A 26,205-nucleotide genomic window follows, 5' to 3' on the forward strand; every position below is an offset into this window, starting at 1 on the left:
TCATCGACGGCGCGAGGAGAGCGGCGGCGGAGGAAGCCCGGAAGAAGCTGGTCCCCGGGGACCTCCTCTCGGCGATCGACCGGAACGTCGAAGTCGAGGTGGGGGCCAAGTGGTACGACCACAGCCCGACGTTCCGGGGTCTGACCGGTGTCCTGTACGACGCCGAGGGTGCCATCGTGCCTTCCCATGAGCGCCGCGGGCCGCGCAGACCGAGTGCCGTGGCCGGCGCCCACCGGTTCGAGGCCGGGGTGCGGAAGCTGCTGCGGAACCGGGGTGCGAGGGCCGTCCCGGCGCTGGTCCGCGACCTGGACGGAATCGCGAGCGTGTTCCTGACGGACCTCGCCCGGGACGCGGCCATGGTCGTCCGCGAGGGCGGGATCAAGCGTTTCGGTTCGGTCCACCTGGTGACGCCGGGCGAACCTGCCCCGCCCCCGCTCCTCAAGGACCCCCTCCTGTCCCTGTCCACCCGCAGGGGGGACCGCCGGACCATCGGCGGGGACGACGTCCTGGCCGCCACCACGATCCAGCTGTTCGGCGGCACCCTCAGGCAGCGGGCCCTCACCGAAGCACGCGAGGCGGCACGGAACACTTCGGCCGGCTGAGCGTGCGGCGACCGTCGGCCCGGGCCGCGTGAGCGAGATGGGACTACCCCGGGGGCCCGAGCCGCGCCCTCCGGGACCCTGGAGGGTCCCTGGATCCTGGCCCGGCAGGGTGAACGGTGGCCGCCGTTTCGGCGTGGCGGCCGCCGTTCCTTCGTTGCCGCAGGTCGCATCGTTTCTGCCCGCGTAGCGAGTGGTGGGGCGGGTGGGACTCGAACCCACGGCCGACGGATTATGAGTCCGCTGCTCTAACCGGCTGAGCTACCGCCCCATAGCGGCGTGTCGCGTACAAGTGTGCGCGCCGTCTGCCGCAGCATAGCCGCTCATACGATCTGCTGCCTCGGCTGGTCGGCTTCCACGCTGCCGCTCATGACCTTGAGGACACCGCCGCGGGCGCGACGGTTCCCGGGGACATGAAAAAGGACCCCTGAGGGGTCCTCGTTCAGCGCTCCCCCGACTGGACTCGAACCAGTAACCTGCCGGTTAACAGCCGGCTGCTCTGCCAATTGAGCTACGGAGGACCGAAGCTCCCCCGACTGGACTCGAACCAGTAACCTGCCGGTTAACAGCCGGCTGCTCTGCCAATTGAGCTACGGAGGATCGCCTCGATTGCATCGAACGTACCTTCCTGGGTATTCGCCAGGGGGCGGTTGCTCGCTGCGACACATACATTAGCGCAAGCAGGGGGGTGCTCCGCCAATCGGTACCCTCGGCGCCAGCGCCGCACCAGATACCTACGCACGGGAAGGGTGGCAGCCATGCGCTACCGGCTCACGTTCCTCGCCGGACTGGCCCTCGGTTACGTACTCGGCACGAAGGCCGGACGCGAGCGCTACGAACAGCTGAAGAAGTCGGCCCGGCAGATCGCGCAGAACCCCGCGGTCCGCAACACCGCCGAGACCGCCGCCCAGCAGGGCCGCGTCTACGCGGGCAAGGCCTTCCACACGGTCGGCGACCGCATCCCCGAGTCGGTGGCCCACCGGGTCCGCTCGCTGCGGGAGCGCAACGGCCACGGCACCCGCGAGGACGACTGGGGCACCAGCACCACCTGACCCCCGGCCCGCGCCCGCGCCGCGGCGGGCACCCCCTCCTCCTTGGGTGCCCTCGGCCGAGCCGGGCGCGGCGGTACGGCAAAATCGTCCGCATGGGGATAGTCGCCGGCTTGGACAGCTCACCGGAGTTCACACGCATCGTGGTCTGCGACACGGACACCGGTGCCGTACTACGACAGGGGTACGCCCCGCACCCGGTGGAGGGCCGGCCCAGCGACATCGACCCGCAGGCCTGGCTGCTCTCCCTCGGCGAGGCGGCCGGCGGCGGTCTGCTGGAGGGGGTGCAGGCCATCGGGGTCTCGGCCCAGCAGAACGCCCTGGTCCCGCTGGACGCCCAGGGCAACACCGTCCGCCCGGCCCTGGTCGGCGGCGACAAGCGCGCGCAGGTCGCCGCCGCCGACCTGGTGGACGCGCTCGGCGGCCGGGAGGCCTGGGCGCAGGCGGTCGGCTGTGTGCCGCAGGCCGCCCAGTCGGTCACCAAGCTGCGCTGGCTGGCGAAGAACGAGCCGGAGAACGCCCAGCGCACCGCCGTCCTGCTCCAGGCCCACGACTGGCTGGTCTGGCAGCTGCTCGGCCGGCCCCTGCGGCGCACCACCGACCGCGGCGGGGCCTCCGGCACCGGGTACTGGTCGGCGGCCACCGGCGCCTGGCGCCCCGACCTGGTCGAGCTGGCGCTCGGCCACCAGGCGGTGCTGCCGGAGGTGATCGGCCCCTCGGAGGCGGCCGGCACCACCCCGGAGGGGCTGCTGATCTCGGCCGGCACCGGGGAGACCATGGCCGCCGCGTTCGGGCTGGGCCTGGGCCTCGGGGACGTGGTGGTGTCGCTCGGGGCCTCCGGTTCGGTGATGGCCGTGCACCCGGAGGCGCTCGCCGACCAGTCCGGGATGATCACCTCGCTCGCCGACGCCACCGGCATGTACCTGCCGGTGGTCACCACGCTGAACGCCGTACGGGCCCTGCGCGGCACCGCCGAACTGCTCGGCCTGCCGGATCTGGAGAGCCTGTCGGACCTGGCGATGAAGTCCACTCCGGGGGCGCACGGGCTGGTGCTGCTGCCGTACCTGGAGGGCGAGCGGACGCCGAACCTGCCGCACACCGCGGGCACCCTCGCGGGGCTGCGGCGCGAGTCGATGAAGCCCGAGCACCTGGCGCGGGCCGCCTTCGAGGGCATGCTGTGCGGGCTGGCGGACGCGCTGGACGTGCTGCGCGGGCGGGGCGTGGAGGTGCGCCGGATCTTCCTGCTGGGCGCGGCCGCCGAGCTGCCCGCCGTGCAGGCATCGGCGCCGTCGCTGTTCGGCGCGCAGGTCGTCGTACCGCAGCCGGCGGACTACGCGGCGATCGGCGCGGCCCGGCAGGCGGCCTGGGCGCTCGGGGTGTCGCAGGGTGCCCTCGATCCGCGTACCCCGCCGGCCTGGCAGGGCGCGGCGGCGCAGGTGCTGGAGCCGGGCGAGGAACTGGCCGTGGGTCAGGCGGTGCGGCAGCAGTTCACCGCGGTACGGGAGCAGACCCATCCGGGGGCGTTTCGCCCGTAAGGGAGCACAGTAGGCGTTAACTTCCCGAAACCCCCGGCCAGTAGAGGAGAGACCTTCGGGTTAATCAGTTGAGGTAACGCGGGTGGAGTGTCCGACGATAGGGGCCAAGGGCAACCGACCAGCCCCTGTCGCCGACTCCGAGAGACGTAGCGTGCTCATACGACTTCTACGGACCTATCTCAGGCCCTACAAGAAACCCATCGCCCTCCTGGTGGCGTTCCAGTTCCTCCAGACCTGCGCGACCCTCTACCTGCCCACCCTGAACGCCGACATCATCGACAACGGTGTCGTGAAGGGCGACACGGACTACATCCTGTCCTTCGGCGCCCTGATGATCGGCATCTCGCTGGCGCAGGTCGTGTGCAACATCGGGGCCGTGTACTACGGCGCCCGGACCGCCTCCGCGCTCGGCCGGGACGTGCGCGGTGCCGTCTTCGACCGGGTGCAGTCCTTCTCCGCGCGTGAGGTGGGTCACTTCGGGGCGCCCTCCCTCATCACCCGTACGACGAACGACGTCCAGCAGGTCCAGATGCTGGTCCTGATGACGTTCACCCTGATGGTGTCGGCGCCCATCATGTGCGTGGGCGGCATCGTGCTGGCGCTCGGCCTGGACGTGCCGCTGTCCACCGTGCTGATCGCGGTCGTGCCGGTGCTCGGGGTCAGTGTGACCCTGATCGTCCGCCGGCTGCGCCCGCTGTTCCGGTCGATGCAGGACCGGCTGGACACGGTCAACCGGGTGCTGCGCGAGCAGATCAGCGGCAACCGGGTGATCCGCGCCTTCGTCCGGGACTCCTACGAGCAGGAGCGGTTCGGCAAGGCCAACACGGAGCTGACCGAGATGCAGCTGGCCACCGGCCGGCTGCTGGCCCTGATGTTCCCGATCGTGATGACGGTGGTGAACCTGTCGTCCATCGCGGTGGTGTGGTTCGGCGCGCACCGCATCGACAGCGGCGGGATGGCCATCGGCGACCTCACCGCGTTCCTCGCCTATCTGATGCAGATCGTCATGTCCGTGGTGATGGCCACCTTCATGTTCATGATGGTGCCGCGCGCGGAGGTCTGCGCCGAGCGCATCCAGGAGGTGCTGGACACCGAGTCCAGCGTCGTGCCGCCGGCGGCCCCCGTCGCCGGGCTGCGCTCCCACGGGCACCTGGAGCTCCGGGGCGCGGGCTTCGGCTATCCGGGGGCCGAGGAGCCGGTGCTGAAGTCCATCGACCTCGTGGCCCGGCCGGGCCGGACCACGGCCGTGATCGGCTCCACCGGCAGCGGCAAGTCGACGCTGCTCGGGCTCGTCCCCCGGCTGTTCGACGCCACCGACGGCGAGGTGCTGGTGGGCGGCGTGGACGTGCGCGAGATCGACCCGGTGCTGCTCGCGAAGACCGTCGGGCTCGTCCCGCAGAAGCCGTACCTGTTCGCCGGCACGGTCGCCGGCAACCTTCGCTACGGCAATCCGGACGCCACCGACGAGGAGCTGTGGCACGCGCTGGAGGTGGCACAGGCCAAGGACTTCGTGACCAAGCTGGAGGGCGGCCTGGACGCGCCGATCGCGCAAGGAGGCACCAATGTCTCCGGCGGTCAGCGGCAGCGGCTCGCCATCGCCCGCACGCTGGTGCAGCGCCCGGAGATCTACCTCTTCGACGACTCCTTCTCCGCGCTCGACTACGCCACCGACGCCGCCCTGCGCGCCGCGCTGGCCCGGGAGACCGCCGAGGCCACCGTGGTGATCGTCGCCCAGCGGGTGTCGACCATCCGGGACGCGGACCGGATCATCGTGCTGGACGAGGGCCGGGTGGTCGGCTCCGGCCGGCACGCCGAGCTGATGGCATCCAACGAGACCTACCGGGAGATCGTGCTCTCCCAGCTGACGGAAGCGGAGGCCGCCTGATGGCCGGGCCCATGGGACGCATGATGGCCGGGGGCGGCCCCGACCAGCGCTCGATGGACTTCAAGGGGTCGGGCAAACGGCTCATCGCACGGTTCCGGCCGGAGCGGCTGACGATCTACGCGCTGCTGCTGTGCGTGGTCGTCAGCGTGGGCCTGAGCGTGGTCGGCCCGAAGATCCTCGGCCGCGCCACCGACCTGGTCTTCGCCGGCCTCATCGGCCGGCAGATGCCGCACGGCGCCACCAAGGAGCAGGTGCTCGACTCCATGCGCGAGCGCGGCGAGGGCCGGGTCGCGGACATGCTGAAGAGCACCGACTTCACCCCCGGCAAGGGCATCGACTTCACCGCCGTGGGGCATGTGCTGCTGCTCGCCCTCGGCACCTTCCTCGTCGCGGGCCTGCTGATGGCGGTCGCCACCCGGCTGGTCAACCGGGCCGTGAACCGCACGATGTACCGGATGCGGGAGGACGTGCAGGCCAAGCTGTCGCGGCTGCCGCTGTCGTACTTCGACAAGCGCCAGCGCGGTGAGGTGCTGTCCCGGGCGACGAACGACATCGACAACATCGGGCAGACCCTCCAGCAGTCGATGGGCCAGCTGATCAACTCGTTGCTGACCATCGTCGGCGTGCTGGTGATGATGTTCTGGGTCTCCTGGATCCTGGCGCTGGTGGCCCTCGTCACCGTCCCGCTGTCGTTCGTGGTCGCCACCCGGGTCGGCAAGCGGTCGCAGCCGCACTTCGTGCAGCAGTGGCGCACCACCGGCAAGCTCAACGCGCACATCGAGGAGATGTACACCGGGCACACCCTGGTGAAGGTGTTCGGGCGGCAGGAGGAGTCGGCGAAGCAGTTCGCCGAGCAGAACGACGCGCTGTACGAGGCCGGGTTCAAGGCGCAGTTCAACAGCGGCGTCATGCAGCCGCTGATGATGTTCGTGTCGAACCTGAACTATGTGCTGGTGGCGGTCGTCGGCGGGCTGCGGGTCGCCTCCGGCGCCCTGTCGATCGGTGACGTGCAGGCGTTCATACAGTACTCGCGGCAGTTCTCCATGCCGCTGACGCAGGTCGCCTCGATGGCGAACCTGGTGCAGTCCGGCGTGGCCTCCGCCGAGCGGATCTTCGAGCTGCTGGACGCGGAGGAGCAGGAGGCGGACCCGGTGCCGGGCGAGCGGCCGGCCGAGCTGCGCGGTCGGGTGTGCCTGGAGCACGTGTCGTTCCGGTACGACCCCGAGAAGCCGCTGATCGAGGACCTGTCGCTGACGGTGGAGCCGGGGCACACGGTGGCGATCGTCGGCCCGACCGGCGCGGGCAAGACCACGCTGGTCAACCTGCTCATGCGGTTCTACGACGTCTCGGGCGGCCGGATCACCCTGGACGGGGTGGACATCCGGAGCATGACCCGGGACGAACTGCGCTCCGGCATCGGCATGGTGCTCCAGGACACCTGGCTGTTCGGCGGCACCATCGCGGAGAACATCGCGTACGGCGCCGCGCGCGAGGTGACGCGCGGGGAGATCGAGGAGGCGGCGCGGGCGGCCCACGCGGACCGGTTCATCCGCACCCTCCCCGACGGCTACGACACCGTGATCGACGACGAGGGCACGGGCGTCAGCGCCGGTGAGAAGCAGCTGATCACCATCGCGCGGGCGTTCCTGTCCGACCCGGTGATCCTGGTGCTGGACGAGGCGACCAGCTCCGTGGACACGCGCACGGAGGTGCTGATCCAGAAGGCGATGGCCAAACTGGCGTCGGGCCGTACGTCGTTCGTGATCGCGCACCGGCTGTCGACGATCCGGGACGCGGACACCATCCTGGTGATGGAGAACGGGTCGATCGTCGAACAGGGCGCGCACGCCGAGCTGCTGGCGGCCGGCGGGGCGTACGCCCGGCTGTACGAGGCGCAGTTCGCGCAGGCCGTGGCCGAGGTGGACTAGGGCCTGGGGGGCCGTCGCCCGGCGGCGGCCCCTTCAGTCCAGATAGCCCCTCAGCTGCTCCGCGAAGGCGTGGTCGCGGAGTTTGCCGAGGGTCTTGGACTCGATCTGGCGGATCCGCTCCCGGGTCACGCCGAACAGCCGGCCGATCTCCTCCAGCGTGCGCGGGCGCCCGTCGGCCAGGCCGTAGCGCAGTTGTACGACCTTCCGCTCGCGCTCCCCCAGGGTGGACAGCACCGCGTCCAGGTGCTCGCGCAGCAGCAGGAAGGCGGCCGACTCCACAGGGCTCGTGGCGTCGCCGTCCTCGATGAGGTCGCCGAGGGCGACCTCGTCCTCCTCGCCGACCGGGGCGTGCAGCGACACCGGTTCCTGGGCGAGGCGCAGCACCTCGCGGACCCGCTCGGGCGTCAGGTCGAGATGGGCGCCGACCTCTTCCGCGGTGGGTTCACAGCCGCGTTCCTGGAGCATCCGCCGCTGCACCCGGACGACCCGGTTGATCAGCTCCACCACGTGCACCGGCACGCGTATGGTGCGGGCCTGGTCGGCCAGCGCCCGGGACATGGCCTGGCGGATCCACCAGGTGGCGTAGGTGGAGAACTTGTAGCCGCGGGCGTAGTCGAACTTCTCCACGGCCCGGATCAGACCGAGGTTGCCCTCCTGGACGAGGTCGAGCATGGTCAGTCCGCGGCCGACGTACCGCTTGGCGACGGAGACGACCAGCCGCAGGTTGGCCTCGATGAGTCTGCGCTTGGCCATCCGGCCCATGACGACGAGCCGGTCCAGGTCGAGCGCCAGCTCGCTGTCCAGGTCGGGGGTGGTGCTCAGCTTCTCCTCCGCGAAGAGGCCGGCCTCGACCCGGCGGGCGAGTTCCACCTCCTCGGCGGCGGTGAGCAGCGGGATACGGCCGATCTCGCGCAGGTACTGCCGGAACAGGTCGGCCGAGGGCCCGCCGGACTCCGCCCGCGCGACGACCGGGACCTCGGCCTCCGGCTGCTCGTCCGACTCGTCCGGCCCCTCCGTGTCCGGCGCCTCCTCCTCGGCGGCCGGCTCCGGGTCCAGGCCGGTCCGGCCCTGCGGGGGTACGGCCACGAGGACGCCGGTCTCCGCGTCCGGCTCGTCCCCGCCGGTGCGGGTGGCGCTGGTACTGCTGTCGGTCTGGGCGAGGGTCCGGGTCTGCACGGGGGGCGACCTCCAGGATGATCGCTGCGAAGCCGAGCGGCAGCGTGCGCTCCGAGGCTCGGGCACCGCCCCCAGTGTGGGGTACGACACAACACCGCCACGAGGGGCGTGCGGTGACTTTTTGCATCCGCCTGGTGACGTGGCGGATATGCGGCTCGTCGGACTATGCGACCGGCAAGTGCGGACGGCCGGATTCCGTCAGAGCGCCTCCGCGCCCCGTTCCCGCAGGGACTGGTCGTACTGCTGGAGGACCCACAGTTCGTTCTGGACGGCGGCCAGTTGGGCGGGGTCGCCGCCGGTGGCCAGGCGGGTCATCTGGGACTGGATGTCGCGGATGCGGCGTTCGACGGCGCGGCGGCGGATCTGGACCAGGACCGTGCCGGCGTAGGTCTCGTCCACCGTGCGGCGCAGGATCGGCTCGACGGCCAGCTCCGTGACCATGGAGCGGACCGTGTCGTCCGGCGCGGCCTCGCGCACCCGGACCAGGTACTCCTGCGGGTCGGGCACGCCGTACTCCGCGCCGCCCGCCTCCGCGATGGCCAGCCGCACGGCCGCGTAGGGCGGTGCCGTGAACTCGTCCACGCCGTACGCGTCGAACGCCGGGGAGACCAACTCGGGGCGCTGGAGGGCGAGTTTGAGCAGTTCCCGCTCGGCGGCGTAGACCGGGTTGCGCAGGGTCAGCGCCGGGCCGGAGGTCGCCGGGCGCGGTGCCTCGGCCCACTGCCGCTCGTCCGGGCGGCGCCGGTCGGCGGGCTGCGGCCCCCTGCCGCCCTCGCGTGCCCAGCGGGCCAGCTGGGCGACCCGGCGGACCACGAACTGGGTGTCGAGGATGCCCAGCATCCCGGCCAGCTCCACGGCGACCTCGTGCTGTGCGCCGCTGTTCTTGATCTTCGCGACGACCGGCGCGGCCTCGTCCAGCGCGGCGGCCCGGCCGGCCGGGGTGTCCAGGTCGTACCGGCTCACGATCTGCCGGAGCGCGAACTCGAAGAGCGGGGTGCGCGGTTCGACCAGGTCGGCCACCGCCTCGTCGCCCTTGGCCAGCCGCAGGTCACAGGGGTCCATGCCGTCGGGCGCGATCGCGATGTACGTCTCGGCGGCGAACTTCTGGTCGTCCTCGAAGGCCCGCAGCGCCGCCTTCTGCCCGGCCGCGTCACCGTCGAAGGTGAAGATCACGCGCGAGCTGCGGTTGTCCATCAGCAGCCGCCGCAGGATCTTGATGTGCTCCCCGCCGAAGGCCGTGCCGCAGGTCGCGATGGCCGTCGTCACCCCGGCCAGGTGGCAGGCCATGACGTCGGTGTAGCCCTCGACCACCACCGCGCTGCTGGTCTTGACGATGTCCTTCTTCGCCAGGTCGATGCCGTACAGCACCTGGCTCTTGCGGTAGATCGCCGTCTCGGGCGTGTTCAGGTACTTCGGCCCGTTGTCCGCCTCGTACAGCTTGCGGGCGCCGAAGCCGACGACCTCGCCGCCGATGTCCCGGATCGGCCACATCAGGCGGCCCCGGAACCGGTCGATGGGGCCCCGGCGGCCCTCCTGGGACAGCCCGGAGAGGATCAGCTCCTTGTCGGTGAAGCCCTTGCCGCGCAGATAGCGGGTGAGGTGGTCCCAGCCCTGCGGGCTGTAGCCGACCCCGAAGTGCACGGCGGCGGCCTGGTCGAAGCCGCGCTCGGCGAGGAAGATCCGGCCGGTCTCGGCCTCGGCGCTGCCGGCCAGCTGCTCGGCGTACCACTGCGCGGCGATCTTGTGCGCCTCGACCAGGCGGATGCGCTCGCCGCGCTGGTGGGCCGGGTTGTACCCGCCCTCCTCGTACCGCAGCGTGATGCCAGCCTGCGCGGCCAGCCGCTCCACCGCCTCCGAGAAGGAGAGGTGGTCCACCTTCATCACGAAGGTGATGGTGTCGCCGCCCTCCTGGCAGCCGAAGCAGTGGAAGAGTCCCTTGCTGGGGCTGACCTGGAAGGACGGCGACTTCTCGTCGTGGAACGGGCACAGGCCCTTGAGGTTGCCGCCGCCCGCGTTGCGCAGCTGGAGGTACTCGGAGACCACGGCGTCGATCGGGACCGCGTCCCGTACCGCCTTCACGTCCTCGTCGTTGATCCGTCCTGCCACGGATGAATTCTACGGGGGTGAGGGGAGGCTCCCGGTGCCTTCGGGGGTCACGGGACGAGCCCGGCGAGCGGCACGTGCGGGTCCGACAGGGCCTCGACGTTCACCTGGGCCCGGGAACGGATGAGGTTCTGGATCGGCTCTGTGACATCCCACACGTTCACGTTCATCCCGGCCAGCACGCGCCCCTCGCGCACCCAGAACGCGATGAACTCCCGCTTGCCCGCGTCGCCCCGGATCACCACCTCGTCGTACGTCCCGGGCGGCGCCCACCCGCTGTACTCCATGCCCAGGTCGTACTGGTCGGTGAAGAAGTACGGCACCCGGTCGTAGGTGACGTCCCGGCCGAGCATCGCCCGCGCGGCGGCCGGACCGCCGTTCAGGGCGTTCGCCCAGTGCTCCACCCGCAGCCGGGTGCCGAACAGCCCGAGCGGGAAGGACGCCACGTCGCCGGCCGCGTGGATGTCGGGGTCGGAGGTGCGCAGCCGCTCGTCCACCAGGATGCCGCCGCCGTGCGCCCGGTCGGCGATCTCCAGTCCGGCCGCCTCGGCGAGCGCCACCCGGGGTGCCGCGCCGATCGCCGCGAGGACGTCGTGCGCCGGGTGCTCCTCGCCGTCGTCGGTGCGTACCGCGAGGACCATGCCGTCCTGTCCGACGATCTCGGTGAGCCGGGCCCCGAAGTGGAAGCGGACGCCGTGCTCGCGGTGCAGCTGGGCGAAGACGTTGCCCAGCTCCGGCCCGAGGACGCCGTACAGCGGGGTGGGCTCCGGTTCGATCACCGTGACCTCGGCGCCGTACTCCCGGGCCGCCGCCGCGACCTCCAGCCCGATCCAGCCGGCGCCCGCGATCACCAGGTGCCCGTTGTCCCGGCCGAGGTGCTGGAGCACGCCCTTGAGGCGCTCGGCGTGCGCGAGACGGCGCAGGTGGTGGACGCCCGCCAGGCCGGTGCCGGGGATGTCCAGGCGGCGCGGTTCGGCGCCGGTGACCAGCAGCAGCTTGTCGTAGCGGACGAGGGTGCCGTCGTCACCGAAGCGGACCGTCTTCGCCGTGCGGTCGATGCGGTCCACGGTCTGGCCGAGGTGCAGTTCGACGTCGTGCCGCGCGTACCAGGCGGGCTCGTGCACGAAGACGCTGTCGCGCTCCTCCTTGCCGAGCAGATAGCCCTTGGACAGCGGCGGGCGCTCGTAGGGGTGGTCGCGTTCGTCGCAGATCAGTATCACCCGTCCGCTGAAACCCTCCGCCCGGAGCGTCTCGGCCGCCTTCGCACCGGCGAGACCGCCTCCGACGATGACGAATGTCTGATCCGCGTCGACCACTTGATGCCTCCTCGTAAGGGTGCCGCCACGTGCGAGCCTCCCGCACGCAGCGTGATGCGGGAAGAGGGTGTGACCCGATCAGGCCACGGACGGTCACTTTCCGCTCACCGGTGTCCCGTCAGTCTCGCGTGCAGCGACAGCGCGGAGGCGTCGGTGAGGGAGGCGATCTGGTCGACGATCACCCGCTTGCGCGCCCGGTCGTCACCCGCCGCGTCGAACAGCGCGCGGAACTGGGGGTCCAGCCCGTCGGGCGCGCGGGCGGTCAGCGCCTCCGCCAGTTCGGCGACGATCACCCGCTGGTCGGCGCGCAGCCGCTCCTGCTCGGCGCGCTGCATCACATACCGGTCCGCGACCGCCTTGAGCACCGCGCACTCCATCCGGGTCTCGCGGGGTACGACCAGCCGGGCGGCGTACCGGGTGAGCCGGCCCGTGCCGTACGCGGCGCGGGTCGCGGTCTCGGCGGCCAGGCAGAACCGGCCGATGAGCTGGCTGGTGGCGTCCTTCAGCCGGGCCTGGGCGGCGGCCGTGCCGTCGTAGCCGTGCGGCCACCACTCCTGGTCCTGGAGGCGGTCCAGCGCGGCGGAGAGTTCGGCCGGGTCGGTGCCGGCGGGGACGTAGCGGCCGACGGCGACCTCGAACACCGCCCGCCGTTCCGGCTCCGCGTGCAGGCAGTTGGGGTCGATGTGCCCGGCGTGCAGTCCGTCCTCCACGTCGTGCACCGAGTAGGCCACGTCGTCCGACCAGTCCATGACCTGTGCCTCGAAGCAGGTGCGGGTGCCGGGGGCGGGGGCGCGGACCCAGTCGAACACGTCGCGGTCGTCGTCGTACACGCCGAACTTCGGCGAGGTGGGCGCGGTGGGGTGCGCGCCGCGCGGCCAGGGGTACTTGGTGGCGGCGTCGAGGGTGGCGCGGGTGAGGTTCAGGCCGACGGAACGGTCCTCGGTGAACCGTTTCGGCTCGATGCGGGTGAGGAGCCTGAGGGACTGGGCGTTGCCCTCGAAGCCGCCGCAGTCGTCGGCGAACTCGTTCAGCGCGGTCTCGCCGTTGTGCCCGAAGGGCGGATGACCGAGGTCGTGGGCGAGACAGGCCGCCTCCACCAGGTCAGGGTCGCAGCCGAGGGCCGCGCCCAGCTCCCGGCCCACCTGGGCGCATTCCAGGGAGTGGGTGAGCCGGGTGCGCGGGCTCGCGTCCCACGCCTGGCTCCTGGTTCCCGGGGTCACCACCTGCGTCTTGCCGGCCAGGCGGCGCAGGGCGGCGGAGTGGAGGATGCGGGCGCGGTCGCGCTGGAAGGCGGTACGGCCGGGGCGTTTGTCGGGTTCGGGGGCCCAGCGTTCGGCCGACGCCGGGTCGTACGCCGGGTCGTACGCCGGGTCGTGTGCGGTGGAGAGTGCGGTGCCTTCCATGGGTCGACAGTAAGCCTGATCGCCTGCCGGGTCCGGTTGCGGGGCGGGTGCGGTGCGGCTGTGGGGCGGGTGCGGGGTGCGGCCGTAAGTCAGGTGCGGTGCGGCCGCGGGCCCCTCAGGCAGCCGACGACCACGGTATTGCAACGCTCTGTTCATAACGGTGCAGGACCAGGCGGGCCATCGCCTCGTGGGCGCCCAACGGCGCCGAGGCGATCCATGGTGCCTGGGAGGCGCACTGCGTCGCGAAGCGGCCCGGAGCCGTGAAGCACGAGGCGACCGCCACCCGGTGCCGGCCCCTGGCCGCCAGGGCGCGCAGGGCCGTCGGGACCGTCGGGGCCGCCGCCGAGGCGTACGCGGGGACGACAGGGACGCCCAGGCGGCCGGCCAGGAGGCGGGCCGTGCGACGGGTGTCCGCGGCCGAGTCCGGGTCGCGGGAGCCCGCCGCCGCGAGGACGACCGCGGTCGTGCGGCGGGCGGTGTCGTCCAGGGCGGCCGGCCAGCCGGCCTCGGTGAGCCGGGCGTGCAGGGCCTCGGCGAGCAGCGGGTGCGGGCCGAGCGGGGCGGCCACGCTCGCGCGTACCGGCGCGGCGGCGGCCAGCTCCGGGATGTCCTGCTTGACGTGGTAGCCCCGGGCGAGGAGCAGCGGGACGAGGACGGCACGCGTGTCGCCGAGGGCCGCGAGGGTGTCGGGCAGCAGGGGCTCGTTCAGCTCGATGTGGCCCAGCCGGACCGGCAGGCCGGGACGCAGCGCGCGGACCCGTGCCATCAGGGCCCGTACGGTGCCGAGCGCCCGCGGATCGCGGCTGCCGTGGGCGACCAGGACCAGGGCGGGCGGTGCCGGGCGGCCGCCGCCCGGCACGGAGACCGGCCGGGTGCGGGTGCGGGAGGGGATCGACGCCGTCATGGCAGGATCCTGGCCCCCGCAGGTTGCGCCCCCGTTGCCGGGCCGTCACGGGCATTTTCCGTACCATCACCCCGGCCGGCGGCGGGGTGTGAGGCGAACCGGACCGGTGCGGGTGGCGTCTTTCCCGGTCGGGACGATCAGGGGGGCATCGTATGAGGAACCGCCGGCCGCGATGGCTGCGATGGCCGCGTACCCGGGCCGGGCAGCGGCGGCTGCTGTGGGCCCTGATGGCCGGGTGCGTGCTGGCGCTGCTGCCGGCGACCTGGCTGCGCCTGTCCACGGCGGACCGGCTGCGGACCACGGCGGACGTGCCGCGCGCCGAGGTCGCGGTGGTGTTCGGGGCGGGACTGTGGCACGGGAAGCCGTCGCCGTATCTCGCGCACCGGCTGGACGCGGCGGTGACGCTGTACCGGGCGGGCCGGATCGAGGTCGTCCTCGTCACCGGCGACAACAGCCGCGAGGACTACGACGAGCCCGACGCCATGCGCGCCTATCTCACGGCACACGGCGTGCCGGACCGGCGGATCGTCAGCGACTACGCGGGCTTCGACACCTGGGACAGCTGCGTACGCGCCAAGCGGATCTTCGGGGTGGACCGGGCGGTGCTGATCAGCCAGGACTTCCACATCCGGCGGGCGGTGGCGCTGTGCGAGGCGGCGGGGGTGGACTCGTACGGCGTCGGGGTGGCCGCCGAGCACGACGTGACCTGGTACTACGGCGGGACGCGCGAGCTGTTCGCGGCGGGCAAGGCGGCGCTGGACACGGTGTTCCGGCCGGACCCGCGGTTCCTCGGACCCCGGGAGCCGGGGGTGACGCGGGCGCTGGCGGCGGGACGGTGACGGCTCCGTCGCCGGGGGACGGCTCCCTCACGGCGGGCCGGGCGGCGCGGGGAGGTAGCCGTGCCGGGCGTGTAACCGGACGCGCCCCGGGGCCGTAACACGCCGGACGCACGCTGGGCGGCATGGAGAAGACCTCGACGCCCACCCACTGCCCGTACTGCGCCTTGCAGTGCGGGATGAACATCACGCCCCTGCCCCAGGGGGGCGTCGAGGTCACCGAACGGGCGGACTTCCCGGTCAACCGGGGCGCGCTGTGCGGCAAGGGCCGTACGGCGGCCGAGGTGCTGTCCCCGGCCGTACGGCTGACCACCCCGCTGGTACGGGAGGGCGGCCGGCTGGTGGAGGCGGACTGGCCCGAGGCGCTGGACCGGATCGCCGGCCGGCTGGCCGCGACCCGGGAGCGGTACGGTCCGGACGCGCTCGGCGTGTTCGGCGGGGGCGGGCTGACCAACGAGAAGGCGTACGCGCTCGGCAAGTTCGCGCGGGTGGCGCTGGGCACCTCGCAGATCGACTACAACGGCCGGTTCTGCATGTCGTCGGCCGCGGCGGCGGGCACCAAGGCGTTCGGGCTGGACCGGGGGCTGCCGTTCCCGCTGGAGGACATCCCGAGGACGGGGTGTGTGATCCTCGTCGGCTCCAACCTGGCCGAGACCATGCCGCCGTCGCTGCGGTTCTTCACCGAGCTGCGGGAGAACGGCGGCACGCTGATCGTCGTCGACCCGCGCCGGACGAGGACGGCACAGCAGGCGGACCTGCACCTCGCGCCCCGCCCCGGCACCGACCTGGCCCTCGCCCTCGGCCTGTTGCACCTGGTGGTGGCCGAGGGACGGACGGACGAGGAGTACATCCGGGAGCGGACCACGGGGTGGGAGGAGGCCCGGGCCGCGGCGATGGCGCACTGGCCCGAGTACGTGGAGCGGATCACCGGGGTCCCGGTGCCCCGGCTGCGCGAGGCCGTACGGATGTTCTGCGAGCCCGAGGCGGCGATGGTGCTCACTGCGCGCGGACCGGAACAGCAGTCCAAGGGCACGGACACGGTGGGCGCGTGGATCAACCTCTGCCTGGCGACCGGCCGGGCGGGGCGCCCGCTGTCCGGGTACGGCTGCCTGACCGGGCAGGGCAACGGACAGGGCGGACGCGAACACGGGCAGAAGGCCGACCAGTTGCCCGGCTACCGCAAGCTGGACGACCCGGCGGCGCGACGGCACGTGGCCGGGGTGTGGGGCGTGGACCCGGACAGCCTGCCGGGCCCGGGGCGCAGCGCGTACGAACTCCTCGACGCGCTCGGCTCGGACGTACGGGCGCTGCTGCTCATGGGCTCCAACCCGGTGGTGTCGGCCCCGCGCGCGGCCCACGTCGAGGAGCGGCTGCGCTCGCTGGACTTCCTGGCCGTGGCCGACGTCGTGCTGTCGGAGACGGCGGAGCTGGCGGATGTGGTGCTGCCGGTGACCCAGTGGGCGGAGGAGACGGGCACGACGACCAGCCTGGAGGGCCGGGTGCTGCTGCGCCGCCGGGCGGTCGCCCCGCCGCCGGGCGTCCACAGCGACCTGTACGTCCTGCACGAGCTGGCCGGCCGGCTCGGCGTGGAGAAGGGCTTCCCGACCGACCCGGAGGAGGTCTTCGGTGAGCTGCGCCGCGCCAGCGCGGGTGGCCCGGCGGACTACTCGGGCATCACCTACCGCCGCCTGACCGAGGAGAACGGCGTCTTCTGGCCCTGCCCGGAGGAACCGGCCGGGACGAGCGGAGCCGAGGGCGCAGACGCGGCTTCGAGCGCCGTGTCCGAGGCTCCGGCGGCCTCCGACGCCTCCGCCTCCGTACGCCACCCCGGCACCCCCCGCCTCTTCCTGGACCGTTTCGCCACCCCGGACGGGCGGGCCCGGTTCGTGGCGGTGGCGCACCGGGCGACCGCCGAGGAGCCGGACGCCGAGTACCCGCTGTTGCTGACCACCGGCCGGGTGGTGTCCCAGTACCAGTCGGGGGCGCAGACCCGGCGCGTGGCGGAGCTGAACGCGGCGGCGCCGGGACCGTTCGTGGAGCTGCACCCCCGGCTCGCGGCCCGACTGGGCGCGGCCGAGGGGGATCCGCTGGCCGTCGTCTCGCGGCGCGGCCGGGCCGTGGCGCCGGCCCGGATCACCGACACGATCCGCCCGGACACCGTCTTCATGCCCTTCCACTGGCCGGGCGAGGGCCGCGCCAACACCCTCACCAACCCGGCGCTGGACCCCACGTCCCGGATGCCGGAGTTCAAGTCGTGCGCGGTGCGGGTGGAGGTCGTACCGCGGTCGTAGGGCCTCGGTCGGAGCGCGGTTCGGCCGGGGGGACGCGGTGGCGCGGGGCGGGCTCGCGTAGGTTCGGGGTATGTCCGACCAAGAGCGGTACGACCTCGACGCCTACCTGGACCGGATCGGCTGGAAGGGGGAGCGGCGGGCCGACCTGGCCACTTTGCGGGGCGTGCACCTGGCGCATTCGCTGGCACTGCCCTTCGAGAACCTGGACCCGGTGCGGGGCTCGGCCCCCTCCCTGGACCCCGCCGATCTGATGGCGAAGATGGTGCGCGGGCGGCGCGGCGGCTACTGCTACGAGCACAACGCCCTGCTGCGGCTGGCACTGGAGGCGCTCGGGTTCCGGGTGACCCCGCTGGCCGGCCGGGTGGTGCTGGGCGCCGAGGGGGAGCCCGGGAGCCGGCCGCGTACGCACGCGATGCTCCGGGTGGAGGTGGCGGGCGAGCCGTGGCCGTACCTGGCCGACGTCGGTTTCGGCGCGGTCGGGGCGCTGCTGCAGCCGGTGCCGCTGGTGGCCGGGACCGAGTACGAGGGCGCCGGACGCCGGCACCGGCTGGCGCCGCTGCCGCACGAAGGGCCGCTGGAACTGTGGGAGTTGCAGGCGCGGGACCGGCGGACCGGGGAGTGGACCGGCCAGTACGCCTTCACCCAGGAGCCGTTCAGCGCGCCGGACCTCGAGGTGTTCAACTGGTTCGTCGCCACCCACCCCCGTTCCCCGTTCACCCGCCGCCCCTACCTCCAGCGCCCCCTGCCCGACGGCCGCCACCTCTCCCTGGCCGGCCCCTTGCTGACGGAGACCCACACCGACGGCACGGTCACGTCACGCGACCTGGCGAACGAGACGGAGGCACGGCAGCTGGTGGAGGAGCTGTTCGGGATCGCGGTTCCGGCCGGGGTGACGCTGCTGGGCTGAGCGTCGCTTTTGGCGGGCCGGCGGGAGCCAGGAGGTGGCGGCGCCCAGCCCGACCGAACCCCTGCCTACAAATAAAGCTCCAGCCATTCCCAGTCACCGGGACACTTGCTCAGCTCCCGAAGGCAGTACCGCAGACAAAGCTGAAGATCGCGGGCGTCTGTACGGATATGCTGACGTTCACCTAAACCCGGACCTGACATCACCATCGTCCAAGGTTTGATTCCAGTTTGCATACGCTCATGATCAACCTTGACAAGAACCGTGACACCGGCTCTTCCCAGCTCGTCCATGAGCAGCTCGAGATCCGCCAAGGAACCCATCCTCCGCAACAGCCATTCGGCGCGTCATCCCAGAGATTCCGCCTCTGCATTATTCTCGGCGATCATCCCTCGGAAGAACTCGGAGAAGGTTCGACATCTCTCGACTTCCCCTCCCGCAAGCCAGATGACCACTGCCGACCTTTTCTGCTCCGGCGCACACGGGTCTCGGTCACTGACTGCCAGCCTGCGCTTGGCCGTATCCACTTCCGCGAAAAGCGCCAGCCAACCAGACACCGCCACCCCCGTAATTCACCGACCCACCCACATGGCATCCGCGTATGCCCGGCAACACCTGAGCAGGGAAGTCTGCCCGCCACCGCACATCTCCGCCTATTTGGTGCCTCACGTGCCGCCTCCCCCTGATAGAACCTGCGGTAGAGACCCGTCTCGTGGGCGACATCGATCAGAGGACTACCGAGACTCACCTTCACTGACGGGACGCAATACAGACCTCAGACTGTCAATCGCAGCCTGTGCCTCTTCCCTCTCGCTAGCGTCGACCCAGCTCGTCCAGAACCATCCATCTGCGGGCAACGCAACTTCCAGCGCCTGAATCGCAGCCGAGGCGAGGGCGGGCGCAATCGGTTTCGCCAGCCATTCTGTAATGCTCGGGTAGTCCTCGTTCCAAGCCAAGAAACTCCCCGCTGGGACATTGGCCGCGACCACACCAGCAGCCGCCATTACTTCCTCAGGAAGCACAGAGGGATTTGACCTACTCCCCGCCTCGATGGCGGAACGGAATGTACTCTCGACGACCGCCAGTCGCCGCGATACAGGCTGTTTCTCCAGCTCATCGAGGAAGTCCTCAGCGGAGTCGCTGTCGAACGGTCCTGTTCCCCAGGTGCCCATCACACACTCCAGTCGAGACTTACGGCAGGTATCCACCGAATGGAACTTCGATCTCTGGGTCTCTTCGGTTCAAGAGAGTCCCACCCCTCGCCTTTACCCCTTCCATCATCGTCTGCTCCATACGGCGAATCGCTGTTTTACTCGCACCGTTAGCCAGAGTGAAATAGGTAACATTCACCACGTCGTCGGCCGCATAACCAGCCTTACGGACGGCATGCTTCGACCGCATCGACTTATTCACTCGCTCTCTGATGCTTGAAGTAGAGCTTCCTACGTACTTCGTTCCGTCATTCAGGTGGATGGTGTAGATGCCCGGCTGCGCAGGCACGTCGAACCGGGTTCCCGGGAGCGCCGCTGTCCCACAGTTGTGGACCAGGATCGGCGTGGCGCCCGCCAGCACATAGTACGTATGCAATGTGCCGACGGTGAGGTCGTAAGTCGTTTGGCGCTGGTGGAAGTTGTGGACCGTCTTGACGGTGACCGTCGTGCCGTCGGGGCCGCGGAGGCGGGTGCCGGGGGTGAGGTCGTGGGCGTCGGTCCAGCGGTGGTGGGTGGTGTCCCAGAAGGGGTGGTGCCAGGTGGTGGTGAGGGTCTCGGACTTGGTGGTGCGGGGCGGGCCGCGGACCGGGGTGGTGTCCAGGGTGAGGGTGGTGAAGTCCCGGTCCGTGTGGGTGACGATCAGCCGCTGGACCTTTTCCGGCGCGGTGACGCCGGTCTGTGGGTCGGTGGCCAGCACCGTGTCGCCCGTCTTGATCTGGCTGATGGGTGTGGAGGAGCCGTCGGCGAGCCGGACCGGTGTGCCGGCCACGAAGCTGTGCACCGCGCAGCTCGCCGCTGCCGTGCCGGCGCTCTCGGCTTCTCTGATCTCGTCGAGCGCGCGCTCGGCGTCCAGCATGCCGTCGACGACCTTCTCCGCTTCCTCGGCGTCCTTGACGGCGGTGTAGGCGCGGTCGAGCGCTCTCCAGACCTTGAAGGCTTCGATACCGACCTTGATGGCCTTGAATGCCTTGCCCCAGGGCACCGAGGTCAGGGCGGTGTTGAGGCAGCCCATGACGTCGCCCTTGGTGAAACAGTTGTAGGCGTCGGTGAGGCCGATGACGTCGGCGACGAGATTGACCAGGTGCTGTTTGAGGCCGGAGGCCTGCTTCTTCGCGGCGGCGGTCGACGCCTGCGCGGTGGCCTTGGCCCGTGCCAGGGCCCGGGATTCGGCCTGCCGGTCGTAGGTCTTGGAGCTGATGTTGCCGCCGTGCACTCCCCCGCCCGCGCCGAGGCGGTGACCGTCGGTGCAGGAGCCGTGGTGGCAGTAGGCCTGGTTGCCGCCCGCGGAGCTGCCCATGGGGTCGACGGGGCCGGTGTCGACGTAGCGCTTGGGGTTGCTGGGGCTGCTGCCGGTGCCGCCGATGGGGTAGCCGACGCCGCACTGGTCGGCCATGCACAGGCCGGAGGGGTCGGAGCTGGTGACGGGAGTGTCGTCGGCGTAGTCGTAGGCGTTCCACGACTGCGGGTCGCCGGTGTCGAGCAGGGGGTCGGGGACGAGGAAGCGGCCGATGGACGGGTCGTACTCGCGGGCGCCGAGGTTGGTCAGGCCGGTGTTGTCGTCCTGGGTGCCGCCGACGTAGCCGCGCTGGCCCGCCGTCCAGGTGCCGGTCTGGTCGCGTCGCTCGCCGAAGGGTTTGTACTGGCGGCGGGTGACGGCCTGGGTCTGGGCGTCGATGGCGAGGGTGCCGGTGCCCTGGCGGTCGGGGATCAGGTAGGTGAAGTGACCGTCGGAGGAGTGCGTGGCCACGGTCTGGCCGGCCAGGCCGATGTAGCGCACGCCGTCGGCGTTCGTGGCGCCCTTCTTGAGGGTGATCTCCTCGTCGCCGGTGTACAGGGTGGTCGCGCCGGGGCTGCGGCGGATCAGCAGGCTCCCGTCGGCGCCGTACAGGTACGTCGTGTCGCCCGCACTGCCGGTGGAGGACAGTTCGGCGAGGTGGCCCTCGTCGTCGTAGGTGAAGGTGTCGGTGCCCGCGCGGGTGGTGCGGGTGCGGACGTTGCCGTCCTCGTCGTAGGTGTAGGTGCTGGTGGTGCCGGCGGTCGGGTCCGCCGGGGTGGTCCTGTCGACCTGGGCGACCGCGTGGGCCGGACGGCCCGTGCCCGGGGTCGCGAAGGGGGTGTAGGTGGCCGTGGTGTCGTGCGAGGTGTCTCCGGACGGGTCGTGGTCGACCTGGGTCCGGCGGGCGCCCGTGCCGTCGTAGGTCCAGCTCTGCCAGTACGGGGAGGGGCCGCCTACGGTGGTGGAGGTGCCGGGCGCGGGGGTGGCGGCGCAGTCGTCGGTGGCCGTCCAGGCCGCCTTCAGGCGCTGTGCCCAGTCGTAGCCGAAGCACTGGGTGTCGGTCTGCCCGGTCTCCAGCTTGTCGGTGATCCTGGTGACGTTGCCGGAGGGCTGGTAGGTGTACGTCGTCCGGTCGGCGATCGCACGGCCGGACTCGGTGACGATGGTGGACCCCGTCAGGCGGTGGGTCTGGTCGTCGTAATCGAGGGTCTGCTGGGCGAAGTTGCCGGACGTGCCGTAGGTGAACTGCTGCGGTTCGTCGAACTCCGTGTACATCAGGCCGCTGACGTAGGACCAGCCGCCGGTGCCGCTGCCGACGCCGATGGGCCGGTCGTAGGCGTCGTAGGTGTAGGCGACCGTCTCCTCGGGCAGCGCGACGGTGGCGGGGTCCTGGTCGGTGTAGCTGCTGACGGTGCCGGTGAGCCGGTAGTGGTTCTGGTGGAGGTAGGTGCCGGCGAGGGCGCCCTCGGAGGACGGGACGACGAGTTCGGTGGCCTGCGCCCAGCCGTGGCTGTCGTAGCCGAGGACCTTGCTGGTGTACGCGGTACCGCCGGCGCCGTCGACATAGCGGGTGGACGAAGTGGGCTTTCCCTTTTTCAGCGTGTCGTAGGTCCAGGCGGCCAGTTCGTTGCCCGGTGCCGGGTCGGCGCCGCCGGTGGTGTCGTACGCGGCGGTCTTGCGGCCCATCTCGTCGTACTTGTAGGAGATCGTCTTGCCGCGGTTGTCGGTGATGGTCAGCAGTTGGCCGGCGTTGTCGTAGGTCGAGCTGGAGGACCCGGTGTCGGGGTCGGTCTGGGAGGTGCGGCGGCCCAGCAGGTCGTAGTGGCTGGACCAGGTGTGGCCCTGGCCGTCGTCTTGGCCGGTCTGGTGGCCGGCGGCATCGTAGGAGTAGGTGACGGTGTCCGCCGTCCCGGTGGGGGCGGCGCCGTGGTAGCGCAGCAGTTTGGCGGTCTGGCCGCGCGCGTCGGTGTAGGCCGTGGTGGGAGTCGCGCCCTGGGGCGGGGTGACGTCGACCCGGTCGGAACCGGGGTAGGCGGTTGTGGAGCGCCAGGTCTCCGACGCGAAGTGGTAGGCGATGGAGGCGGTGACGCGGCCCGCGCCGTCGTAGACCGTGCCGGTCTGGGACGGGGTCTGGTTGTCGGGCGCGTCCACCAGCGTGGCGGACGGGGCGCCGCTGTTGTAGTAGGGGGCGGACGAACTCACCGCCCAGCCGTGGCTGTCGTAGACGGTGTCGGAGATGACCCGTCCGCCGTCCACGGTCGCGGTCTGTGTCTCCCGCGGGCGCAGCATCGCGTCGTAGAGGGAGATGGAGGTGCGGTAGGTGTTGTTGTCGAGCAGGGTCTGGGTGGTCACCGTCGACGGGGCGCCGGGGGCGAGGTTGTAGCCGTACTTGGTGTTGGGGTTGTTGGTGGTGGGGAACCCCGGGTCCCATACGGCGGTGAGCCGGCCCAGTGGGTCGTAGGTGCTGGTCGTGGAGTAGCCGGCCGCGTCGGTGGTCTTCAGGTCCAGACCGCGGGCCGGGTCGAGGGTGGTCGTGGTGCTGAAGCCGGCGGTCTGCCCGGTGACCTTGGGCTGGGTGACCTTGACGGAAGTGGGGGCGGCGCCGGTGGCGGGGGTGTACACCGTGGTGGTGGTGTGGTTGTCGGCGTCCGTCTCGGTGAGTTCGCGGCCGTAGGAGTCGTAGGTCGTCCTCAGCGCGGTGATGTAGTGCGGGGTGCCGTCACCGGAGACGGAGTCGGCCTTCTGCACCATCGTCACGTCGCCCTTGGTGGGCGGGGTGGTGTTGTCGGTGGCGTTGTCGAAGAAGGTCAGGTCGTCGCTGATCAGGTCGTCCGGGTACGACGGGGTGGCGGAGCAGGCGACGGCGACCTGCTGGACCCGGCGCGGGACGGGCAGGGTGGCGCCGGAGGCGTCCTTGGCGTACCAGGTGCGGGTGCACTTGTCGTCGGCGGTGGTGGCGGTGTCGCCACGGTCGTCGACGGACGTGGGGAGGCCGGTGGCGTCGTCGAGGGTGTAGTCGGTCTCGGTGGTGCGCCGGGTGCCGTCCGCCTTGGTGGTGACGGCCCGGCTGCGGCGGACGTTGACGCGGTGGGCGACCAGGTCGTCGAGGCCCGCCTTGGTACGGGACTGGGCCGCCGTCGCCGGGGAGGTCCAGGGGTCGCTGATCTCGTCGGAGAGGAGGGCGCCGCCGTCGCCGTTGAAGCCGAGGGTCTCAAAGGCCTGGCCGGCCAGCCAGTCCGAGTCCTTCTGCGGATCGTCGCCGGCGCGGTCGTCGAGGGTGACGCTGCGGGTGCCGGAGGAGGTCTTGTCCCCGTCCATGCCGCGGAAGTACGTCTGCGTCGAGAGCGTGATCTTCTCCGGCGCCGTGCCAGTGCGCGTTTCCACCGTGCCGTAGCCGCGCCACTGGTTCCAGGTGCGGTACTTGGCCTGGGTGAGCGGGTTGTCGTCGAAGTGCCAGGCCGGGTCGCCGACGTAGGTGTAGGACGTCTGGACGGGCAGTCCCTGTGCGGTCGGGTCCTGGGTGGTCACGGAGTTGACGACGAACTTGTTGAACCAGTCCAGCTGCGGGGACGTCTGACCGGGCGGGGTCCAGTACGACGGGTAGCAGCGCAAGGTGTTGGCGTCCTGGCTGGACGGCAGCACGGTGGTGCCCGCGCGGTGGCACTGGGGGCCGGAGTAGTTGGCGGTGATCACTTCGCCGGACTCGGTGGTGATGGTGGTGAGCCGGTAGCGGGTGATCGGCTGGTAGCCGTCCAGGCCGTCGACCCGGTTGGCGAGGGCCTGCCCGGCGAACGTGACCGGAGGCAGGGCGAGACTGCCGCCGTCCATGCCGGTGTGGGTGATGGAGGACAGCCACAGGGAGGGTGTGGTGGTGTCTCCGGTCGCGGGGAAGGTGTGGGTCAGGGACCAGGCGTCGACGTTCTGGTAGCCGGTGCCGACCAGGGTCTGGGTGCGGATGCCGGTCAGGCGCCGGGTGGTGAAGAACGCCGGGCCGTGATTGGCGCAGCTGCCCGACGACGCGCACGTCTGGTCCACGGGCACGTCGGGCCAGTGCGAGGCGTTGGCCGTCGTCATCTTCGAGGTGGCACAGTCGAAGCCGGAGTCGGGCAGGCAGCGCTCGGCGGTGTCGAAGAAGACCTGCGCGGCGGCCTGAGCCGTGGTGTCGTAGACCTTGCCCGCCAGTTGCCCGTACTGGATCTTGGCGAGGTAGCCGCCGCGGGTGTACGGCGTGGCGGTGGTGGTGTCGTCGCGGCCGTAGTATCCGGTCTCCGGCGTGTACCAGTAGCTCATGGCGTTGCCATGGGCATCGGTGACGTAGTCGAGGTTCCACCGGTAGCCCTGCTGACACCAGGAGGCGGCGAAGGTGGAGGCGTGGCACGGCTCGCCGGTGTCGTTGCCGTAGACGGGCGCGGTGAACACCGAGTTGGTGGTGGCGTTGCCGGTGGCCCAGCCGGGAAGGCGGTTCAGGCCGAAGTAGTAGCGGGTGCCGTCGGCGGTGGTGACGAGGAAGTACTCGTGGTCGTTGTCGTCGTTGACCGTGTCGGTCTTGATCTCGATCTTCTCGCCGTTGTCGTCCTGCGGGTGCCAGGTGCCCGTCTTGTCGTCGTGGACGAGGGTGTTGGACGATCCGTTGAGGGAGAGGGTGAGGGTCTGGGCGGTGTCCGACCAGCACTCGTCGGAGGTCTTGGGCGTGCCGTTCGCCGTGTCGTCTGAGCAGCCGGGGTAGCTGCGCTCGACGAAGCCGGGCGAGTAGTCCCAGCCGTCACCGATCCAGGAGGACTGGGCGTTGGTGGAGGAGGTGCGCCCGTCCACGCTCTGCGAGTTGTAGCTCAGGGAGACGGTCGGCGTGAGGCTGCCGGGGACGTCCGGCACCGTGAGGGGGTACGAGTAGGAGAAGGCACCGCTGGAGCCTCCGGCCGACCACTGGCCGGACGGGGACAGCGAGGTGGCCGCGTAGGTGCCGCCTCCGCCGGAGGTGCCGGCCACGGCCGCGAGAACCATCGGCTGGGCCGTCGTGGCCTGGTGGGCGACGGGGTCCGCCGGGAGTGACAGGTCGGCGGAGACCGTCCGGCTCCTGACGTCGTTGGTGGAGGGGAGCGGGGTCTGCGCGCGGCAGGCGGCCCTGTCGGGCGTGGTCAGGGCGCAGGCCGGCAGCCGCACCAGGCGCAGCCGTGCGGCCCAGTCGCCGCCGTAGGCGTCCTTGAAGGCCGAGTAGTCCAGGCCGAGGCGGGCGCTGCCACCGGAGGCCGGGGCGTTCGGCTGGACGGTGAAGAGGACACCCCGCAGTCCGAGTCGCTGTGCGGCCTCCTGGCCCGGCATGCGCAGGCGCAGTCGGGTGCCCGAGGGGGCGAGGTGCCCGCTCTTGGCCGCGGTCAGGGACAGGGGAAGGTGGCCGGCGTGCCGGGTGCCGGCACCGCGGGCGGGGACCGTGGTGTCGGCGGCGCCCGCCTCGGGCCAGGTCCGCCGTCCCGTGCCGGGGCTGAAGCGGGGCATGTGCGGCACTGCGACGTGCTTGCCCTCGACCGGCCGGACCGGGACCGAGTGCTGCTTGTCCACCTTGACGAGGTAATCGGGACGGTGCCCGGCGGCGAGGGCGGCCTGGGGCGCGACGAGACCTGACAGAAGCCCGAGTGCGGTGACGACGGCGATCCACAGGCCGGGAACTCTGCGGATCCTCAGGGTTCTTCCGTAAAGCCGCCACAGTGAGTTTCGATGCACTCTGAACCCCCCAATTCGGCGCGACTGCCGAGGGGATATTCGACCAGAGGGAAAGCGCTTTTTACAGAGCC

Annotated in this window: 16 protein-coding genes and 3 tRNA genes; 8 read left to right on the top strand and 11 right to left on the bottom strand. The window is 71.3% G+C overall.

Annotation, left to right across the window (positions count from 1 at the left end; all coding sequences use genetic code 11):
* Positions 1-2: 2 nt before the first annotated feature.
* Positions 3-602 carry a hypothetical protein gene (locus tag IE251_RS31755; RefSeq protein WP_229897021.1) on the top strand — a complete coding sequence of 200 codons (600 nt, stop codon included), beginning with the start codon at positions 3-5 and terminating at the stop codon, positions 600-602.
* A gap of 191 nt (positions 603-793) precedes the next feature.
* Here IE251_RS31755 and IE251_RS31760 read toward each other — a convergent pair.
* From IE251_RS31760 to IE251_RS31770, 3 genes are all read right to left on the bottom strand, one after another.
* A tRNA-Ile gene (locus IE251_RS31760) sits at positions 794-870 on the bottom strand.
* Between the two features lie 177 nt (positions 871-1,047).
* Positions 1,048-1,120: transfer RNA gene (locus IE251_RS31765), tRNA-Asn, on the bottom strand.
* Positions 1,121-1,126: 6 nt separating this feature from the next.
* A tRNA-Asn gene (locus IE251_RS31770) sits at positions 1,127-1,199 on the bottom strand.
* A 158-nt stretch (positions 1,200-1,357) separates the two neighbouring features.
* On the opposite strand from IE251_RS31770, the gene IE251_RS31775 reads away from it, so the two are divergent.
* The 4 genes from IE251_RS31775 to IE251_RS31790 all read left to right on the top strand — a co-directional run bounded on the left by IE251_RS31775 (position 1,358) and on the right by IE251_RS31790 (position 6,996).
* Positions 1,358-1,651, top strand: a complete 294-nt coding sequence (locus tag IE251_RS31775; protein ID WP_030777052.1) for a hypothetical protein — start codon at positions 1,358-1,360, stop codon at positions 1,649-1,651.
* A 92-nt stretch (positions 1,652-1,743) separates the two neighbouring features.
* Positions 1,744-3,183, top strand: a complete 1,440-nt coding sequence (locus IE251_RS31780; protein ID WP_189756412.1) for an FGGY family carbohydrate kinase — start codon at positions 1,744-1,746, stop codon at positions 3,181-3,183.
* 151 nt (positions 3,184-3,334) lie between these two features.
* Positions 3,335-5,068: an ABC transporter ATP-binding protein gene (locus IE251_RS31785; protein WP_189756413.1), complete on the top strand. Its 1,734-nt coding sequence runs from the start codon at positions 3,335-3,337 to the stop codon at positions 5,066-5,068.
* A complete protein-coding gene (locus IE251_RS31790) occupies positions 5,068-6,996 on the top strand; it encodes an ABC transporter ATP-binding protein (protein ID WP_189756414.1) in 1,929 nt (642 codons plus the stop codon). Before IE251_RS31785 ends, IE251_RS31790 begins: the two co-directional genes overlap by 1 nt.
* A gap of 33 nt (positions 6,997-7,029) precedes the next feature.
* On the opposite strand, the gene IE251_RS31795 is transcribed toward IE251_RS31790, so the two are convergent.
* The 5 genes from IE251_RS31795 to IE251_RS31815 form a co-directional block, all read right to left on the bottom strand.
* Positions 7,030-8,172 carry an RNA polymerase sigma factor gene (locus tag IE251_RS31795; protein WP_189756415.1) on the bottom strand — a complete coding sequence of 381 codons (1,143 nt, stop codon included), beginning with the start codon at positions 8,170-8,172 and terminating at the stop codon, positions 7,030-7,032.
* 198 nt (positions 8,173-8,370) lie between these two features.
* Positions 8,371-10,278, bottom strand: a complete 1,908-nt coding sequence (dnaG, locus tag IE251_RS31800) for a DNA primase (RefSeq protein ID WP_189756416.1) — start codon at positions 10,276-10,278, stop codon at positions 8,371-8,373.
* Between the two features lie 47 nt (positions 10,279-10,325).
* Entirely contained in the window at positions 10,326-11,591 is a 1,266-nt protein-coding gene (locus IE251_RS31805) for an NAD(P)/FAD-dependent oxidoreductase (protein WP_189756417.1), read from the bottom strand.
* 104 nt (positions 11,592-11,695) lie between these two features.
* Entirely contained in the window at positions 11,696-12,994 is a 1,299-nt protein-coding gene (locus tag IE251_RS31810; RefSeq protein ID WP_189756418.1) for a deoxyguanosinetriphosphate triphosphohydrolase, read from the bottom strand.
* Positions 12,995-13,109: 115 nt separating this feature from the next.
* Complete coding sequence (locus IE251_RS31815; protein WP_189756419.1) at positions 13,110-13,898, bottom strand: sirohydrochlorin chelatase; 789 nt, start codon at positions 13,896-13,898, stop codon at positions 13,110-13,112.
* 152 nt (positions 13,899-14,050) lie between these two features.
* On the opposite strand from IE251_RS31815, the gene IE251_RS31820 reads away from it, so the two are divergent.
* The 3 genes from IE251_RS31820 to IE251_RS31830 all read left to right on the top strand — a co-directional run bounded on the left by IE251_RS31820 (position 14,051) and on the right by IE251_RS31830 (position 17,932).
* A complete protein-coding gene (locus tag IE251_RS31820) occupies positions 14,051-14,737 on the top strand; it encodes a SanA/YdcF family protein (RefSeq protein WP_189756420.1) in 687 nt (228 codons plus the stop codon).
* A gap of 122 nt (positions 14,738-14,859) precedes the next feature.
* Positions 14,860-17,025 carry a molybdopterin oxidoreductase family protein gene (locus IE251_RS31825; protein WP_189756421.1) on the top strand — a complete coding sequence of 722 codons (2,166 nt, stop codon included), beginning with the start codon at positions 14,860-14,862 and terminating at the stop codon, positions 17,023-17,025.
* A gap of 70 nt (positions 17,026-17,095) precedes the next feature.
* Positions 17,096-17,932 carry an arylamine N-acetyltransferase family protein gene (locus IE251_RS31830; RefSeq protein WP_189756422.1) on the top strand — a complete coding sequence of 279 codons (837 nt, stop codon included), beginning with the start codon at positions 17,096-17,098 and terminating at the stop codon, positions 17,930-17,932.
* 65 nt (positions 17,933-17,997) lie between these two features.
* Here IE251_RS31830 and IE251_RS31835 read toward each other — a convergent pair whose 3' ends face one another.
* The 3 genes from IE251_RS31835 to IE251_RS41785 all read right to left on the bottom strand — a co-directional run bounded on the left by IE251_RS31835 (position 17,998) and on the right by IE251_RS41785 (position 26,134).
* Positions 17,998-18,243 carry a hypothetical protein gene (locus IE251_RS31835; RefSeq protein WP_189756423.1) on the bottom strand — a complete coding sequence of 82 codons (246 nt, stop codon included), beginning with the start codon at positions 18,241-18,243 and terminating at the stop codon, positions 17,998-18,000.
* 420 nt (positions 18,244-18,663) lie between these two features.
* Entirely contained in the window at positions 18,664-19,101 is a 438-nt protein-coding gene (locus tag IE251_RS31840) for a DUF4259 domain-containing protein (protein WP_189756424.1), read from the bottom strand.
* 19 nt (positions 19,102-19,120) lie between these two features.
* Positions 19,121-26,134 (bottom strand): RHS repeat-associated core domain-containing protein, encoded by a 7,014-nt coding sequence (locus tag IE251_RS41785; RefSeq protein WP_268253351.1) that lies wholly within the window; start codon positions 26,132-26,134, stop codon positions 19,121-19,123.
* Between the last annotated feature and the right edge of the window lie 71 nt (positions 26,135-26,205).

The sequence above is a fragment of the Streptomyces eurythermus genome (assembly GCF_014649115.1).
GTDB lineage: Bacteria > Actinomycetota > Actinomycetes > Streptomycetales > Streptomycetaceae > Streptomyces > Streptomyces eurythermus.